Source organism: Streptomyces sp. NPDC051913, assembly GCF_044593635.1.
Taxonomy (GTDB): domain Bacteria; phylum Actinomycetota; class Actinomycetes; order Streptomycetales; family Streptomycetaceae; genus Streptomyces.
The window spans coordinates 36,918-51,988 of the sequence record NZ_JBIUCI010000010.1; the positions used below are offsets into that span (position 1 = coordinate 36,918).

The 15,071-nt window shown below is 71.7% G+C and carries 12 protein-coding genes; 7 read left to right on the top strand and 5 right to left on the bottom strand.

Annotation, left to right across the window (positions count from 1 at the left end):
- Window positions 1–107: 107 nt before the first annotated feature.
- Both ACIHIX_RS28340 and ACIHIX_RS28345 read left to right on the top strand, forming a co-directional pair.
- Window positions 108–2,474, top strand: a complete 2,367-nt coding sequence (locus ACIHIX_RS28340) for a PQQ-binding-like beta-propeller repeat protein (protein ID WP_399960934.1) — start codon at window positions 108–110, stop codon at window positions 2,472–2,474.
- Window positions 2,475–2,668: 194 nt separating this feature from the next.
- Entirely contained in the window at window positions 2,669–3,166 is a 498-nt protein-coding gene (locus tag ACIHIX_RS28345; protein WP_399960936.1) for a hypothetical protein, read from the top strand.
- Here ACIHIX_RS28345 and ACIHIX_RS28350 read toward each other — a convergent pair.
- From ACIHIX_RS28350 to ACIHIX_RS28360, 3 genes are read right to left on the bottom strand one after another with little or no spacing between them, the layout of a single operon-like run.
- Window positions 3,153–3,923 carry an enoyl-CoA hydratase/isomerase family protein gene (locus ACIHIX_RS28350; RefSeq protein ID WP_399960938.1) on the bottom strand — a complete coding sequence of 257 codons (771 nt, stop codon included), beginning with the start codon at window positions 3,921–3,923 and terminating at the stop codon, window positions 3,153–3,155. The genes ACIHIX_RS28345 and ACIHIX_RS28350 overlap by 14 nt on opposite strands.
- A complete protein-coding gene (locus ACIHIX_RS28355) occupies window positions 3,920–4,339 on the bottom strand; it encodes a Zn-ribbon domain-containing OB-fold protein (protein WP_399960940.1) in 420 nt (139 codons plus the stop codon). The genes ACIHIX_RS28350 and ACIHIX_RS28355 overlap by 4 nt, the downstream gene beginning before the upstream one ends.
- Window positions 4,340–4,341: 2 nt before the next feature.
- Window positions 4,342–5,496 carry a lipid-transfer protein gene (locus ACIHIX_RS28360; RefSeq protein WP_399960942.1) on the bottom strand — a complete coding sequence of 385 codons (1,155 nt, stop codon included), beginning with the start codon at window positions 5,494–5,496 and terminating at the stop codon, window positions 4,342–4,344.
- A 94-nt stretch (window positions 5,497–5,590) separates the two neighbouring features.
- Here ACIHIX_RS28360 and ACIHIX_RS28365 point away from each other — a divergent pair, with 94 nt between their 5' ends.
- Window positions 5,591–7,168, top strand: coding sequence for a FadD3 family acyl-CoA ligase (locus ACIHIX_RS28365; RefSeq protein ID WP_399960944.1), 1,578 nt, complete (start codon window positions 5,591–5,593; stop codon window positions 7,166–7,168).
- A gap of 97 nt (window positions 7,169–7,265) precedes the next feature.
- On the opposite strand, the gene ACIHIX_RS28370 is transcribed toward ACIHIX_RS28365, so the two are convergent.
- A complete protein-coding gene (locus ACIHIX_RS28370) occupies window positions 7,266–7,466 on the bottom strand; it encodes a hypothetical protein (protein WP_399960946.1) in 201 nt (66 codons plus the stop codon).
- Between the two features lie 221 nt (window positions 7,467–7,687).
- The gene (locus tag ACIHIX_RS28375) at window positions 7,688–10,645 is read right to left on the bottom strand and encodes a BTAD domain-containing putative transcriptional regulator (RefSeq protein WP_399960948.1); all 2,958 of its coding nucleotides are present in this window, start codon (window positions 10,643–10,645) and stop codon (window positions 7,688–7,690) included.
- A gap of 252 nt (window positions 10,646–10,897) precedes the next feature.
- Here ACIHIX_RS28375 and ACIHIX_RS28380 point away from each other — a divergent pair, with 252 nt between their 5' ends.
- The 4 genes from ACIHIX_RS28380 (at window position 10,898) to ACIHIX_RS28395 (ending at window position 15,057) form a co-directional block, all read left to right on the top strand.
- Window positions 10,898–12,133, top strand: a complete 1,236-nt coding sequence (locus tag ACIHIX_RS28380) for an amidohydrolase family protein (RefSeq protein WP_399960950.1) — start codon at window positions 10,898–10,900, stop codon at window positions 12,131–12,133.
- On the top strand, window positions 12,133–13,047 hold the full coding sequence (locus tag ACIHIX_RS28385) for a TIGR03619 family F420-dependent LLM class oxidoreductase (RefSeq protein WP_399961450.1): 915 nt from the start codon (window positions 12,133–12,135) through the stop codon (window positions 13,045–13,047). The genes ACIHIX_RS28380 and ACIHIX_RS28385 overlap by 1 nt, the downstream gene beginning before the upstream one ends.
- A gap of 11 nt (window positions 13,048–13,058) precedes the next feature.
- Window positions 13,059–13,829, top strand: a complete 771-nt coding sequence (locus ACIHIX_RS28390) for an SDR family NAD(P)-dependent oxidoreductase (protein WP_399960951.1) — start codon at window positions 13,059–13,061, stop codon at window positions 13,827–13,829.
- Window positions 13,830–13,938: 109 nt separating this feature from the next.
- Window positions 13,939–15,057, top strand: coding sequence for an LLM class flavin-dependent oxidoreductase (locus ACIHIX_RS28395; RefSeq protein WP_399960953.1), 1,119 nt, complete (start codon window positions 13,939–13,941; stop codon window positions 15,055–15,057).
- Window positions 15,058–15,071 lie beyond the last annotated feature (14 nt).

The following is a 15,071-nucleotide window of genomic DNA, read 5'->3' on the forward strand; positions in this document are numbered from 1 at the left end:
CAGGAAGAATCAGGGTGCGTGCCGCCATGGCGGTGCGGTGGTGAGACGCTGCACGGGGTCGCGTACATAAGGATGTGACGTGGCCCGTACGGGGAGGTGGCAGGCAAGTGGTGGATCAGCTGACGCAGCACGATCCGCGGCGGATCGGGCCGTTCGAGGTGCTGGGACGGCTGGGCGCCGGCGGCATGGGGCTGGTCTATCTCGCGCGCTCGGCGTCCGGCCGGCGCGTGGCGATCAAGACGGTCCGGACGGAGCTCGCCGAGGACCAGCTGTTCCGCGTCCGCTTCACGCGCGAGGTGGAGGCGGCCCGGGCCGTCTCCGGCTTCTACACGGCGGCCGTGGTCGACGCCGACCCGCGCGCGGCCGTGCCGTGGCTGGCCACCGCGTACGTCCCCGCGCCCTCCCTCGAAGAGATAGTGAACGAGTGCGGGCCGATGCCGGCCCAGGCGGTGCGCTGGCTCGCGGCGGGCGTCGCGGAGGCGCTCCAGTCCATCCACGGCGCGGGCCTGGTCCACCGTGACCTCAAGCCCTCCAACGTCCTCGTCGTCGAGGACGGCCCTCGCGTGATCGACTTCGGTATCGCCTCCGGTGTATCGAACACACGTCTGACGATGACGAACGTCGCCGTCGGCACCCCCGCCTATATGTCGCCCGAGCAGGCCAAGGACTCGCGCTCGGTCACCGGCGCGAGCGATGTCTTCTCGCTCGGTTCGATGCTGGTCTTCGCCGCCACCGGCCACCCGCCCTTCCACGGCGCCAACCCGGTCGAGACGGTCTTCATGCTGCTGCGCGAGGGCCCGGACCTCGAAGGTCTCCCCGACGAGCTGCGCCCGCTCATCGAGTCCTGTATGCAGATGGAGGCCACCGGCCGGCCCAACCCGGCCGACCTCCAGGCCCAGCTGGCCCCCCATCTCTTCGGCTCCGGCTCCGACGACAGCGGCACGGCCTCCGCCTGGCTGCCCGAGCGGGCGGTCGGCCTGATCGAGGCCCGCCGCAACGGCCGCCCGGCCGTGAAGCCGGGCCCGGGCGGACGCAGCGGAGGCGGCCGTGAGGCCCCCGGCCGGATCGCCCCCGCTCCACCGCAGCCCTCGCACGCCCCGGCTGTCCCGGCCCGCGTCCCCGTCGGCGCCCCCGACACCGGCCCGGTACGCCTCGCGGGCGCCCCGGTGCCCATCGGCCCCGGCCCGCGCGTCGCCGACGCCCGCGCCGCCGCCGTGAAGGCGCCGCCGCCCGAGGCGGGCCTGGTCGCCAGCTGGTCCAAGCCGCGCCCCGGAGTCAACGGCACGGACGGTGCCGTAGGCCCTGCCGTACCCTCTCCGCCTCCCCTGGCCCCCGAGACGGCCTCCGGCTGGCGCCCCTGGCGTTTCCGTATGTCCAACGACGTGTGGGGCACCCCGTCCGTGGCCGGTGACCTCGTCTACGTCACCTCCTTCGAGGTGCACGCCCTGGACGTGGCGACCGGCCGGCGCAGCTTCAAGACGCGGGACGTCGCCTGGTCGATGGCGGTCGCGGACGGCCGTATCCACGCCTCCGACGGCCCCACCCTGTTCGCCCTGGAGGCCCGTGAGGGCGGCGACCTGTGGCGGCTCCAGACGGAGGCCTGGGTGTACTCGCTCAAGGCCGACCGGGGCACCGTCGTCACCGGCACCCGGGGTGGCGGCGTCCAGGCATGGGAGGCCACCAACGGCCGGAAACTCTGGGAGCTCACCGGCGCCCAGACCGACTTCGAGTCCCCCGAGGCGGGCCCGGCCCTGCACGAGGGCACGGTCTACGTCTGGCAGGACGCCCGGCTGCGCGCCCTGGACGCCCGTACAGGCGACGAGCGCTGGTCGTACCCGATCGGCGACGCGGCCTCCTGCGGCGGGGTGCCGGTACGGGTCTCGCAGGCGCCGGACGGCTATGTGTACGTCGCCGCCGGCACCCGCGTCCTCGCGCTGGACGTGGCGAGCGGCCATGTGAAGTGGCACTTCGAGGCGCCGGCCGTGTTCCTGTGCGCGCCCACCTTCGTGCCGGGCCCCGCGGTCACCGGCGGCGGGGTCTACCTGGCCGACTACCTCGGCACGGTCTACGCCCTCGACGCCACCGACGGCCGCGACCGCTGGCGCATCGCCACCGAGGCACGGTCCTCCATCGAGCCGGTGCTGGTGGCCGCGGGGCACGTCCACGTGGGCAGCGGCAAGGGCCTCTACACGCTGGACGCGGTGACCGGCACGCCCAAGTGGCGCTTCCAGGCGGGTGGCGACATCGTGGGCGCCCCCGCGGTCGCCGAGGGCCGGATCCACTTCGGCTCCACCGACCACCTGCTCTACACCCTGAAGGCCGACGACGGCCGACTGCGCTGGAAGCTGGCGACCGGCGGCGAGATCACCGGCGCCCCGGTGGTCAAGGACGGCGTCGTGTACGCGTGCAGCAAGGACCGCTGCGTGTACGCGCTGGACGCGGAGAAGGGCACGGGAACGGCCCGAACCGCGTAGTCGGCTGATGACGGCCGTCGTACCGAGCGCTTGGAAGGGGTTCCGGACGGCGGCCGCCGACTCGACGGGAGCGCGCGGTCACGCTTCCTCCACGGCTCTCACACCCGACGCTACGCCCGGGGCGTCAGGGGTGCCACGCGACGGCTGTTAGCGTGACGTGTTCATGCCTTTTTACTTCTTACGGGGGATCAGTGGTGAAGCTTCGCCATGTGCGCGCGGTGGCCGTCTTCGTCGGAGTGGTGGTCGCGCTGACCGGCGCCCGGCACTCGTCCGGCGGCGGATGCTCGGGTCACAGCTCCAACTCCGACAGCTCTTCGCACAGTTCGACGGGCGGCGGCAGCACCCACTACGACGACGATGACGACTCCGCCTCGGGGTCGGGCTCGGGCGGCGTCTCCGAGCCCACACCGGGCCAGTCGACCCAGGACGTGACGATCAAGGAGTGCCGGGTCGAGGACCAGGGTCTGGTCGCCGACGTCCGCGCCCTCAACAGCAGCACGACCACGACGTACGACTACATGGTCGAGGTCGTCTTCAAGGACGCCTCCGGCACCACGGTGGCGACCGAGCACAGCGGCCTCTTCGGTGTCGCCCCGGGTGCCTCCGACTCCGTCCTGGTCACCGCGGCCGACGCGACCGCCACGGACGGCACCTGCGAGCTGTCCGAGGCGCAGGCCGTCAGCGCGTCCTGAACTCCGGCCGGCGGGCGGAGAACAGCTCCGCCTGCCGGTCCCCGGGCAGATTGCCCAGCGCGATCAGGTGCGGCGCCTGCGCGAACCCGGCGGCGAGCGCGGCCTCCCGCGCCGCCCACAGGGCCCGGACGGTGCCCTGCACCCCGGCCGTCGGCTGCTCGGCGATGACGGTGGCACGGGCGACGGCGACACTCAACACCTCACCCGGGCCGCTGAGTTCGGAGACGAGCCCGATGTCGTACGCCCGCCGCGCGGACATCCGCTCCGCCGTCCCCATCAGCATCATCCGGGCGACCTCCCCGTACGGCATCCGCTGCGCCATGAGCACCGACTCGTACGCGCTGACCATGCCGTAGGTGGTGTGCGGGTCGAAGAAGGTGGCCTCCGGATCGGCGACGACGAAGTCGCTCTCGCCGAGCAGATAGAACGCGCCCCCACAGGCCATGCCCCGCACGGCGGCGACGACGGGTTTCCAGAGGTCGTTGGACTTGGGGCCGACCCGCAGCAGCGGATCGTCGGCCATGTAGGGGGAGGTGGGCTGCGGGACCTCCGCGTCCCGGTCGAGCCCGGTGCAGAACGCGCGCTCTCCGGCCCCGGTGAGGACGACGGCCCGCACGGAGTCGTCGAACCGCAACGCGCGCCAGGTCGCACGGAGTTCGTCCCTCAGCTCCAGGTCGACGGCGTTGAGGCGCTCCGGCCGGTCGAGGGTGACGACGGCGACGCCGGTGTCCTTGTCGGTGGTGACCCGAAGACTCATGGCCGCTCCAGGACCCACTGCGGCAGCCCGGTCCCGGGGTCGGTCACGAACCGCACCCGGGCGCCGATGAGGAGGCGCTCGGCCGGCAGTGAGTCGAGCCGGGCCCCGGGCTCGGCGACCAGGTTGCCGACCAGGCGGATCCGCGGCGCCTCGTCGAGCTCGACGACGACCACGTTGTACGGCGCCTGCGCGGCGTAGTCCGGCAGCAGCGGCGGATGGGGGACGACGTACGACCACACCCGTCCGTGCCCGGACATCCGCCGCCACTCGGTGCCGAAGGACTGGCAGTGGGGACAGCAGGGGCGGGGCGGGAAGCGGAGTTCGCCGCAGTCGGCGCAGGCCTGGACGCGGAGTTCACCCCGGGCGGCGTACTGCCAGAAGGGGGCGCCCTCGGGGTCGATGGCGGGGGACAGCATGGTCAGCTCCTGTTCGTCAGCAGCAGGGCCGAGGTGGGGACGCCCTCACCTGCGGTGACCAGGCAGGTGGCGGCGCCCGGCACCTGGGCGGTACTGGTCCCTCTGAGCTGTTTCACCCCTTCGTTGATGAGGTTGAAGCCGTGGACGTAGGCCTCGCTGAGCCCGCCGCCACCGGTGTTGATCGGCAGCCGGCCCCCGCTCTCCAGCGCCCCCTGCTCGGTGAACGCGCCGCCCTCGCCCCGCCCGCAGAATCCGTACCCCTCAAGGGAGAGCGGGATGAGCGCGGTGAACGCGTCGTAGATCTGGGCGACGTCGATGTCCTCGGGGGTGAAGTCGGAGTGTTTCCACAGGTGTCGGGCGGCGGCCCAGGACGGTCCGGTGAGGGGGTCGTCGTTCCAGTAGTTGACCATGCCGTGATGCTGGGCGGGCAGGCCCTGGGCGGCGGAGTGGACGTAGACGGGAGGTCTGCGGCAGTCGGCCGCCCGCTCCCTGCTGACCACGACACACGCCAACGCCCCGTCCGTCTCCAGGCAGTTGTCGAAGAGGCAGAGCGGCTCGCTGATCCAGCGGGCGGTCATGTACATCTCGCGGGTGAGGGGCCGCTCGTACATGACGGCCGCCGGATTCTGGTTGGCCCTGTTCCGGCAGGCGAGGGCGACGTTGAAGAGATGGTCGCGGGTCGCCCCGTACTCGTGCAGATAGCGGCGGGTCAGCATCGCGATCTCGTCGACCGGCCGGAGCAGTCCGAAGGGCCGGGTCCACTGTGCGGGGGTGGGGAGTTGGGTGACGGTGTTGCGCCAGGGCCGGGGCCCGCTGCCCCGCTTGCGTGACCGCCAGGCGACACCGACCGTGGCCTGACCGGCGGCGATGGCGGCGGCGAGATGCGCGACGGTGGCGCAGGAGCCGCCGCCCCCGTACCCGACCCGGCTGAAGTAGGTGAGATCCCCGAACCCGACGGCCTTCGCGAGCTCGACCTCGTCCGTCTCCTCCATGGTGAAGGAGGCGAGGGCGTCGACCTCGCCGGGGGCGATGCCGGCGTCGTCGAGGGCGGCGACCACGGCACGGCAGGCGAGGGTGCGTTCGTCCTCGGGGAGTTGCTTGGCGAAGGCGGTCTGTCCTATCCCGACGATCGCGGTGGCGTCCTTGATCCCGGCCATGCGCACACCTCCACACTGCTGAAGGGCTGCTGACAGGCCGTCAGCGTACAGCTAATCTGACGGGTAGTCAGCTCCGGGGGTTGGGAGGCGTGCGATGCGCGGTGATCTGGAGTGGGGCGGCATTCCGGGACTCGTCCGGTCCGCGGTGGAGCGGTACCCGGACGTCGAGGCGGTGGTGGAGGGCCGTACGCGGGTGTCGTACGCCGAGTTGGGCGCCCGCGTCGAGCGCGCCGCGGCGGCCTGTCTCGCGAACGGCGTCGAACCCGGCGACCGGGTCGCGATCTGGGCGCCGAACAGCCTCGACTGGATCGTGGCGGCGCTCGGCGCGGTGTCGGCGGGCGCGGTCCTCGTGCCCCTCAACACCCGCTTCAAGGGCGCGGAGGCGGCGGACGTGCTGCGCCGCAGCGGGGCGCGGCTGCTGTTCGTGACGGGGACGTTCCTGGGGACGTCGTACGTGGCCTCGCTGCGGCGGGCGGTGGGGGAGGGGCTGCCTGCGCTGGGCGGCTCCCTGGAACAGGTGGTGGTCCTCTCGGACGACGCCCCGGCGGAGTACCGCACCTGGAAGGACTTCCTGGCGAGCGGGGAGGGGGTGGGGTCGGCGGAGGTGAGGGAGCGTTCGGCGCGGGTGGACGGGTCGTGCGCGTCGGACATCGTCTTCACGTCCGGTACGACGGGCCGCCCCAAGGGCGCGGTGATCACGCACGCGCAGACGCTGCGGGCGTACGAGATCTGGAGCGACCTCGCGGGGTTGAGGCAGGGCGACCGCTACCTCATCGTGAACCCCTTCTTCCACACCTTCGGCTACAAGGCGGGCGTGATCGCCTGTCTGATGCGGGGCGCGACGATGATCCCGCAGCCGGTGTTCAACGTGGACACGGTGCTGGCGAACGTCGCGTCGGAGGGGGTCTCGGTCCTGCCGGGCCCGCCCACCCTGCTCCAGTCCCTCCTCGACCACCCGGCGAGGACGTCGTACGACCTCTCGGCCCTGCGCCTGGTGGTGACGGGCGCCGCGGTCGTCCCCCTGACCCTGGTCGAACGCCTGCGGGACGAGCTCGGGGTGGCGACCGTCCTGACCGCGTACGGCCTCTCGGAGGCTAGCGGCATCGTCACGATGTGCCGGCGCGGCGACCCGCCGTCGGTGATCGCCTCCACCTCGGGCCGCGCGATCCCGGGTACGGAGGTCCGCGTCGAGGCCCCGCTCGGCGCACCCGGCGAGGTCCTGGTCCGCGGCTTCAACGTCATGCGCGGCTACTTCGAGGACGAGGCGGCGACGGCGGAGACGCTGACTTCGGACGGCTGGCTGCGCACGGGCGACGTGGGTGTCCTCGACCCCGCCGGAAACCTCCGCATCACCGACCGCCTCAAGGACATGTTCATCGTCGGCGGCTTCAACGCGTACCCGGCGGAGATAGAGCAACTCCTCGGCCTGCACCCGGACGTCACCGACGTCGCGGTGATCGGCGTACCGGACGCCCGACTGGGCGAGGTCGGCAAGGCCTACGTGGTCCGCCGCGAGGGCGCTGTACTGACCGGCGACGACCTGATCGCCTGGGCACGCCGCGAGATGGCCAACTACAAGGTGCCGAGAGCGGTGGAGTTCGTGGGGGAGCTGCCGCGCAACGCGAGCGGGAAGGTGGTGAAGGGGGAGCTGCGGCGGACGTCGGCCGGCTGAGCCGGTCCTTGTCGCCGTCCCGGACGTGCATCGGCCGCGGCGGCTCCCCCTCCGCGCCGCCGCGGCCGATCCCCGTGTGGGAAAAGGTTCGTGTGGGTCAGGCCGGGTTGTCCGTGATGTGGACGTTGTCCGTGGTGGCCTCACCGCTGTCCTTGGCGCTGAGCTTCAGCGGGTCGCTGGTGATGTGCACGTTCTTGACGGCGATGGGCTCGTCGGTGATGTGGACGTTGTCCGTCGTCGTGTCGCCCGTGGGCTCGTCCGTGATGTGGACGTTGTCGGTGCTGGTCTCGTCGCTCATGGTGCTGGCTCCCCTGACAGTGCGGTGCGTTGATGGGCCGGATCCGCCCGGCGACTCCCCCGAGTGTTTCCGGGCGGATCCAGCTGGGCCGGTTCACCCTAGAGGTCCGGCCCGGTGTCGCTCCGTCTGCCCCCCGACGCGACGGCCCGACACAGGTGAGAGTGTCGGACGGCGATAAACGAATGATGAACGCGCCCGCCCGGCCGGCCCGTCGGACCGCCTCAGGCCACGGCCGCCGGGCTCAGCAGGCCCCTGACCTCGGCCGCCTCGGGTACGCCCAGTGTCTCGAAGATCGCCAGAGCATCCCGCCAGCAGACCTGGGCCCGGCCCGGCTGCCCGATGCCGCCGAGGGCACGCCCGAGGATCGTGAGGACGTTGCCGCGGCGCCACTCGCCACCGATGTCACGCACCAACGTCAGCGCCATCTCGGCGTTCGCCGCGGCCTGGGCGGGGCGCCTGGCCGCGAGGTCGAGCTCGGCGAGCCGGAACAGCGTCATGCCCTCCCACAGGCGCTGGCGGCTCTCCCGGAACACCTGGAGGGCCTGGTTCAGACACTCGGTGGCCTCGGCGAGCTTCCCGCTCTGCTTGAGCGCCAGACCCAGCGCGTAGCGGCCGTTGGCCCCACGCAGCGCGTGCCCCAGGTCGTCGTACATCGCCGCGCCCTGCTGGGCCAGCGCCACCGCGCTCTCCGTGCGCCCGGTGACGAGGTGGATGCGCGACAGGTTGCAGAGCGCGCTGGCCTCGCCCGCGCGGTCACCCAGCGCCCGGAACCCCTCGATGGCGAAGGTGAGATGCTCCTCGCTCGCCTCGTGCCGGTTCTGGTAGTGCGCGACCGCCCCGCTGATGTTGGACGCCCAGCACCCGGTGAGCGGATCGGCCGCCGCCTGGGCCAACTCCGAGGCGCGGGCCGCCTCTTGGAGGGCCGCGTCGAACCTGCTGTCGGACACCTGGTGCATGAAGGCGAGCGCGATCAGGGAGCGCGCCTCGGCGCGGGAGTCGTCCTCGGAGCGCGCCACGTCCCGCAGCAGCGCCGCGACCGCCTCGTACTCCTTGGAGTTGGCCCCCGACTCCGCCAGGTCGACGGCCGCCCACAGGACGTCGACCGCGCGACGCAGGGTGTCCGGCCGCGCGGACTGCCGTACGCACGCGAGCAGCGGCACCGCCTCCGCGTACAGCCAGTCCTGCGCGGCGTGCCGGTCCGAGAAGACCAGCCCCGGATGTCCCGCCGGCTCCAGATGGTCCACCAGCCGGTCCCCGGGCCGCTCGATCAGGTACACGCCGCCGACCGTCGCCAGATAGAAGTCCAGGAGCCGTGAGAGCGCCGCCCCCCGCTCCTGCGGCGGCCACTCGTCCCGTTCGGCGCACGCACGCGCGTAGAGCCGTACCAGGTCATGGAACCGGTACCGGCCGGGCGCAGCCGACTCCAGCAGGGACGTGTCGACCAGGGACTCGAGCACGTCCTCGGTGTCCTCGACGCCCAGGTTCAGCATCGCCGCCGCGGCGGCGAGGGAGATGTCCGGGCCGTCCGCGAGGCCGAGCAGGCGGAACGCGCGGGCCTGGGCGGGCTCAAGAGCGCCGTAGCCGAGCTCGAAGGTCGCCTTCACCGCGAGGTCGCCTGCCTGGAGCTCGTCCAGCCTGCGGCGTTCGTCCGCGAGCTTCGCCGCCAGCACCGACACCGTCCACGTACGGCGGGCCGCCAGCCGCGACGCGGCGATGCGGATCGCCAGCGGCAGGAAGCCGCACGCCGCGACCACGTCCAGCGCCGCCTCCCGCTCCGAGGCCACCCGCTCCTCGCCGACGATCCGGATGAAGAGCTGGAGCGCCTCGTCGGGGGACATCACGTCCAGGTCGACGAGATGGGCGCCCGCGAGGTCCACCATCCGCACGCGGGACGTCACCAGTGCCGCGCAGCCCTCGGTGCCGGGCAGCAGCGGGCGCACCTGTGCCGCGTCCCGCGCGTTGTCCAGCAGGACCAGCACCCGTCTGCCGTCCAGGACCGAGCGGTACAGCGCCGCACGCTCCTCCAGGGAGTCGGGGATGGCCGAGTCCGCGGTGCCCAACGCCCGCAGGAACGCGCCCAGTACCGTCTCCGGCTCCGCGGCACGCTGGCCCGCGCCCTGGAGGTCGACGTACAACTGGCCGTCGGGGAAGGCGGACCGGGCCTGGTGGGCGACGTGCACCGCCAGGGTCGTCTTGCCCACGCCCCCGATGCCGGCGAGCGCCGACACGGCCATCACCCGGCCCTCGGAGGACGCCAGGACGTCGCCCAGTTCGGCGACGAATGAGGCGCGCCCGGTGAAGTCGGGGACGGTCGCCGGGAGTTGAGCCGGGCGGACCGGGGCGGCGGCGGGCTCCGCCTTCGGGGACGACGGTTCCGCGAGGCCCGGGTCGGCCTGGAGGATGCGCTGCTGGAGCTCCTTCAGCCCCGGCCGCGGGTCCACGCCCAGCTCGTCGGCGAGCAGGCGCCGCGTGTCCGCGTACACGGCGAGTGCCTCCGCCTGGCGGCCGCTGCGGTACAGCGCCAGCATCAGCAGCTCGCGCAGGCGTTCACGCAGCGGGTGTGCCGCGGTCAGGGCGGTGAGTTCCGAGACCGCCTCGGCGTGGCAGCCCTGTTCCAGGTCCATGTCGAGGCGGGATTCGAGGAGTTGGAGCCGCCACTCCTCCAGGCGGACGCGCTGCGAGGACGCGTACGGGCCGGGTACGCCCGCCAGTACCTCGCCGTCCCACAGCGCCAGGGCACGGCCCAGCACCTCGCGGGCGTGGCACAGATCCCCGGCGCCCCGCGCCTTTTCCGCCTCCGCCGCCCACTCCTGGGCCACGGTGACGTCCAGCGCGCCCTCGCCGAGGGAGCGGATCGCGTAGCCGCCCGCGTCGCTGGCCAGGACACCGGGGTCGAGGACCTTGCGCAGCCGGGAGGCGTACGTCCGTACCGCCGCCAGCGCCTGCGACGGGGGCTCCTCGCCCCACAGGGCGTCGATCAGCTCGGCCGCGGTGGCCGTACGGCCCTCCCGCAGCAGCAGGGCCGCGAGCAGGGCCCGTTGCTGCGGGGAGCCCATGGCCAAGGGCTCGTCGCCGCGCCAGGCGCGCACCGGCCCGAGCACGCTGAAGCGCAGCAGCGGCATGGGCTCCGTCGCGGAGCCGGGGCGCCGCTGCTCCGGCACCCGCGGTACACCGTCCATCGCCGTCCCCTCAGACACAGTGAGCAACCCGGGCAGACACAGTGAGCAACCTCGCCAGACACAGTGGGCAACCCCGCCAGTTTGCCTTGTTCATGGCAGATGCGTCAGCTGTGGAGAGAGTGATCACAGGTAGGCGCGCGGTAAATCACAAGCCCCTCACGCTCCCTCCGCACAATTCCGCGCACAAACCATCATGACCGGGCACCGTCACCGCAGCTGACGGGTCGTCAGATCGGCGCTACCGTGGCCCCCATGGAGACCACCCCGGAATTTCCGAAGATCATCTCCGTCGACGACCACACGGTGGAGCCCGCCGACGTCTGGCAGAACCGGCTTCCGAAGAAGTACCTGGACGTCGGTCCTCGTATCGTCCGCGCCCCGCTGAAGGAAATGACCTTCCTCGGCGGCCGGTTCAAGCCCGTGATGGGCACCCCGGGCGAGACCGACGGCCCGATCGGCGACTGGTGGGTCTACGAGGAACTCCACCGCCCCCTCACCCGCCTCGACACCGCCGTCGGCTACAGCAGGGACGAGATCAAGCTGGAGGTCATCACCTACGAGCAGATGCGGCCGGGGTCGTACGACGTCCCGTCCCGCCTCGCCGACATGGACGTCAACCACGTCCAGTCCGCCCTCTGCTTCCCCACCTTCCCGCGCTTCTGCGGGCAGACCTTCACCGAGGCCGCGGACCACGAGCTGGGGCTGCTGTGCATCCGGGCCTACAACGACTGGATGGTGGAGGAGTGGTGCGGCCCGCAGGCCCACGGCCGCCTCATCCCCCTCACCCTGATCCCCCTGTGGGACGCCGAGCTGGCCGCCACCGAGGTCCGCCGCATGGCCGCGCGGGGCGTCCGTGCCGTCGCCTTCTCCGAGATACCCCCGCATCTCGGCCTGCCGTCGATCCACACCGACGCCTGGGACCCCTTCCTCGCCGCCTGCGACGAGACCGGCACCGTCATCGCCATGCACATCGGCTCCTCCAGCCGGATGCCGTCCACCTCCGCCGACGCCCCGCCCGCCGTCGGCTCCACCATCACCTTCGCCAACTGCTGCTTCTCGATGGTCGACTGGCTGATGAGCGGCAAGTTCGAACGCTTCCCGAACCTCAAGGTCATGTACGCGGAAGGCCAGATCGGCTGGATCCCGTACATCCTCGAACGCGCCGACGTCGTCTGGGAGGAGAACCGCGGCTGGGGCGGGGTCGCCGACAAGGTCCACCGCCCGCCCTCCGAACTCTTCGCCGAGCACGTCCACGGCTGCTTCTTCGACGACGCCTTCGGGCTCAGGAACCTCGACGCGATCGGCCTCGGCAACGTCCTCTACGAGACCGACTACCCGCACTCAGACTCCACCTGGCCCAAGTCCCGCGAGGTCGGCGAGGCCCAGATGGGCCACCTCGCCCCCGACGTGGTCGAGCGGATCGTCCGGGGCAACGCCATCGACCTGCTCGGGCTGACCCCCGACGGACTCTGGGGCGGTCCCCGGTGATCGAGTACGGCATCCAGCTCCCCGTCCAGTCCCAGAGCACGATCTACACCGAGCCCTGGGAGGCCGCCGCCGGCCCGGAGGACCTGGTCGCGGTGGCCCGCGCCGCCGAGCGGGCCGGCTTCGCCTACGTCGCGAGCTGCGACCACGTCGCCATTCCGCGCCGCCTCGCGCCCGCGATGAGCACGGTCTGGTACGACCCCGTCGCCACCCTCGCCTACCTGGCCGCCGCGACCGAGGACATCCGGCTGCTGAGCCATGTCGCCGTCGTGGGACTGCGCCACCCCCTGCTCACCGCCAAGCAGTACGCCACCCTCGACCACCTCTCCGGAGGCCGGCTGATCCTCGGGGTCGGCGCCGGGCACGTGACGGAGGAGTTCGAGGCGCTGGGCCTCGAATTCCGGCAGCGCGGGGCCCTGCTGGACGAGTGCGTGGACGCGCTGCGGGCCGCGCTCGGCCCCGAGGAGTTCCCCGAACACCACGGCAAGTTCTACGACTTCCAGGGCCTGGGCCAGCGCCCCCGCCCCGCCCAGCCGCGCGTCCCCCTGTGGGTCGGCGGCTCCTCGCCCGCCGCCGTCCGCCGGGCCGCGCTCAAGGGCGACGGCTGGCTGCCGCAGGGCGACCCGAGGGAGCGGCTGCCCGCGCAGATCGCCGAGCTGACCCGGATCCGCGAGGAGGCGGGCATCGAGGAACCGCTGACCGTCGGCGCCCTCACCGAGCCCCTCCACATCGGCCGGCCCACCTGGGACGTCGGCCGCCGCACCCTCACCGGCACCCCGGAGGAACTCGCCGAGTCCCTGCGCACCTACCGCGCGATGGGCGTCCACCAGATCCAGGTGCGGTTCCGCTGCCGCGACCGCGCCGAACTCACCGACCAGATAGCGGCGTTCGGCGCCGACATCGCCCCCGACCTCTGAGGAGACACCGCATGGGCAAGCTGGACGGACGCGTCGTCATCGTCACCGGCGCGGCACGCGGACAGGGGGAGCAGGAGGCCCGGCTGTTCAGGCAGGAGGGGGCGGAGGTCGTCGTCGCCGATGTCCTGGACGAGCAGGGGGAGGCGCTCGCCGAGGAGATCGGGGCGCGGTACGTCCATCTCGACGTCGGCGAGGAGGAGCAGTGGCGGTCCGCGGTGAGCGCGGTCAAGAACGCCTTCGGCCGCGTCGACGGCCTCGTCAACAACGCCGGCATCCTGCGCTTCAACACCCTTCTCGATACACCCCTCGATGAGTTCATGCAGGTCGTACGGGTCAACCAGGTCGGCTGCTTCCTCGGCATCAGGGCCGTCGCGCCGGTGATGGAGGACGGCGGCACCATCGTCAACACCGCCTCCTACACCGGTGTGACCGGCATGGCGGCGGTCGGCAGCTACGCCGCCACCAAGCACGCCGTCCTCGGCCTCACCCGGGTCGCCGCCCTGGAGCTCGCCGACCGGCGCATCCGCGTCAACGCGGTGTGCCCCGGTGCCATCGACACCGCGATGTCCAACCCGGCCCAGCTGGACCCGAGGGCGGACGCGGAGGGGATGAGCCGGGCGCTCGACGAGCTGTACCGCAAGCTCGTGCCGCTCGGGCGGATCGGGCGACCGCAGGAGGTGGCCCGGCTCGCGCTGTTCCTGACGTGCGACGACTCGTCGTACATCACCGGGCAGCCGTTCGTGATCGACGGGGGCTGGCTGGCGGGAGTCAGTGTCGTCTGACCGCCGTCCGACCTTCGCCTGATGGGCCGTCAGCTATTGACCTTTCTGACGGTACGTCAGAAAGTCGTAGGACTCAGCAGACTCACCTGACGTGGAAGGGTGAACCGCCGTGGAATTCGGCCTCTTTGTACAGGGATACGTGGGCAAGCGCGCCGAGACCGACCCGCTCGCCGAGCACAAGGCGCTGATGGAGGAGACCGAGTACGTCATCCAGGCGGACAAGTCGGGCTTCAAGTACGCCTGGGCCTCCGAACACCACTTCCTGGAGGAGTACTCGCATCTGTCGGCGAACGATGTCTTCCTCGGGTACCTGGCCCACGCGACCGAGAGGATCCATCTCGGCTCCGGGATCTTCAACCCCCTCGCCCAGGTCAACCACCCCGTGAAGGTCGCCGAGAAGGTCGCCATGCTCGACCATCTCTCCGAAGGACGCTTCGAGTTCGGCTCGGGCCGCGGCGCCGGCTCGCACGAGATCCTCGGGTTCATTCCGGGGGTGACCGACATGAACTACACCAAGGAGATCTGGGAAGAGACCATCGCCGAGTTCCCCAAGATGTGGCTCCAGGACGAGTACGTCGGCTTCCAGGGCAAGCACTGGCAGTTGCCGCCGCGCAAGATCCTGCCGAAGCCGTACGGGAAGTCGCACCCGGCGATGTGGTACGCGGCCGGGTCGCCGCCGTCGTACGCGATGGCCGCGAAGAAGGGGCTCGGGGTGCTGGGGTTCAGCATCCAGAAGGTGTCCGACATGGAGTGGGTCCTTGAGCAGTACAAGAACTCCGTCGTGAACGCCGAGCCCGTCGGGGACTTCGTCAACGACAACGTGATGGTGACGACGACGGCGATCTGCGCGCCCACGCACGACGAGGCGATCAACATCGCCGTGAACGGTGGGCTGCACTATCTGCCCTCGCTCGTCTTCCGCTACCACGACACCTTCCCGCGGCCCGAGGGGTTCCCGGTGTGGCCGGAGACGCTGCCCGAGTACACCCCCGAGTTCGTGGAGCTGCTGATCGAGGAGGAGCTGCTGATCTGCGGCGATCCGGCGGAGGTACGGACGCAGTGCAAGCGGTGGGAGCAGGCGGGGGCGGACCAGTTGAGCTTCGGGTTGCCGGTGGGGGTGCCGAAGGAGGAGACGTTGCAGACGATCCGGTTGATCGGGGAGCAGGTGATTCCGGAGATCGACACGGATCCGGTGCATCGGACGACGAGGTTCCGTCAGAGCGCGTAAGGGGGTTCGGACAG

Bases quoted from the DNA above. Each gene is read 5' to 3' on its own strand.
- ACIHIX_RS28370 (WP_399960946.1), bottom strand. From the start codon at position 7,466: ATGAGCGACGAGACCAGCACCGACAACGTCCACATCACGGACGAGCCC.
- ACIHIX_RS28355 (WP_399960940.1), bottom strand. From the start codon at position 4,339: ATGCTGTCCCCCGCCATCGACCCCGAGGGCGCCCCCTTCTGGCAGTAC.
- ACIHIX_RS28350 (WP_399960938.1), bottom strand. From the start codon at position 3,923: ATGAGTCTTCGGGTCACCACCGACAAGGACACCGGCGTCGCCGTCGTC.
- ACIHIX_RS28380 (WP_399960950.1), top strand. From the start codon at position 10,898: ATGGAGACCACCCCGGAATTTCCGAAGATCATCTCCGTCGACGACCAC.
- ACIHIX_RS28390 (WP_399960951.1), top strand. From the start codon at position 13,059: ATGGGCAAGCTGGACGGACGCGTCGTCATCGTCACCGGCGCGGCACGC.
- ACIHIX_RS28375 (WP_399960948.1), bottom strand. From the start codon at position 10,645: ATGGACGGTGTACCGCGGGTGCCGGAGCAGCGGCGCCCCGGCTCCGCG.
- ACIHIX_RS28360 (WP_399960942.1), bottom strand. From the start codon at position 5,496: ATGGCCGGGATCAAGGACGCCACCGCGATCGTCGGGATAGGACAGACC.
- ACIHIX_RS28365 (WP_399960944.1), top strand. From the start codon at position 5,591: ATGCGCGGTGATCTGGAGTGGGGCGGCATTCCGGGACTCGTCCGGTCC.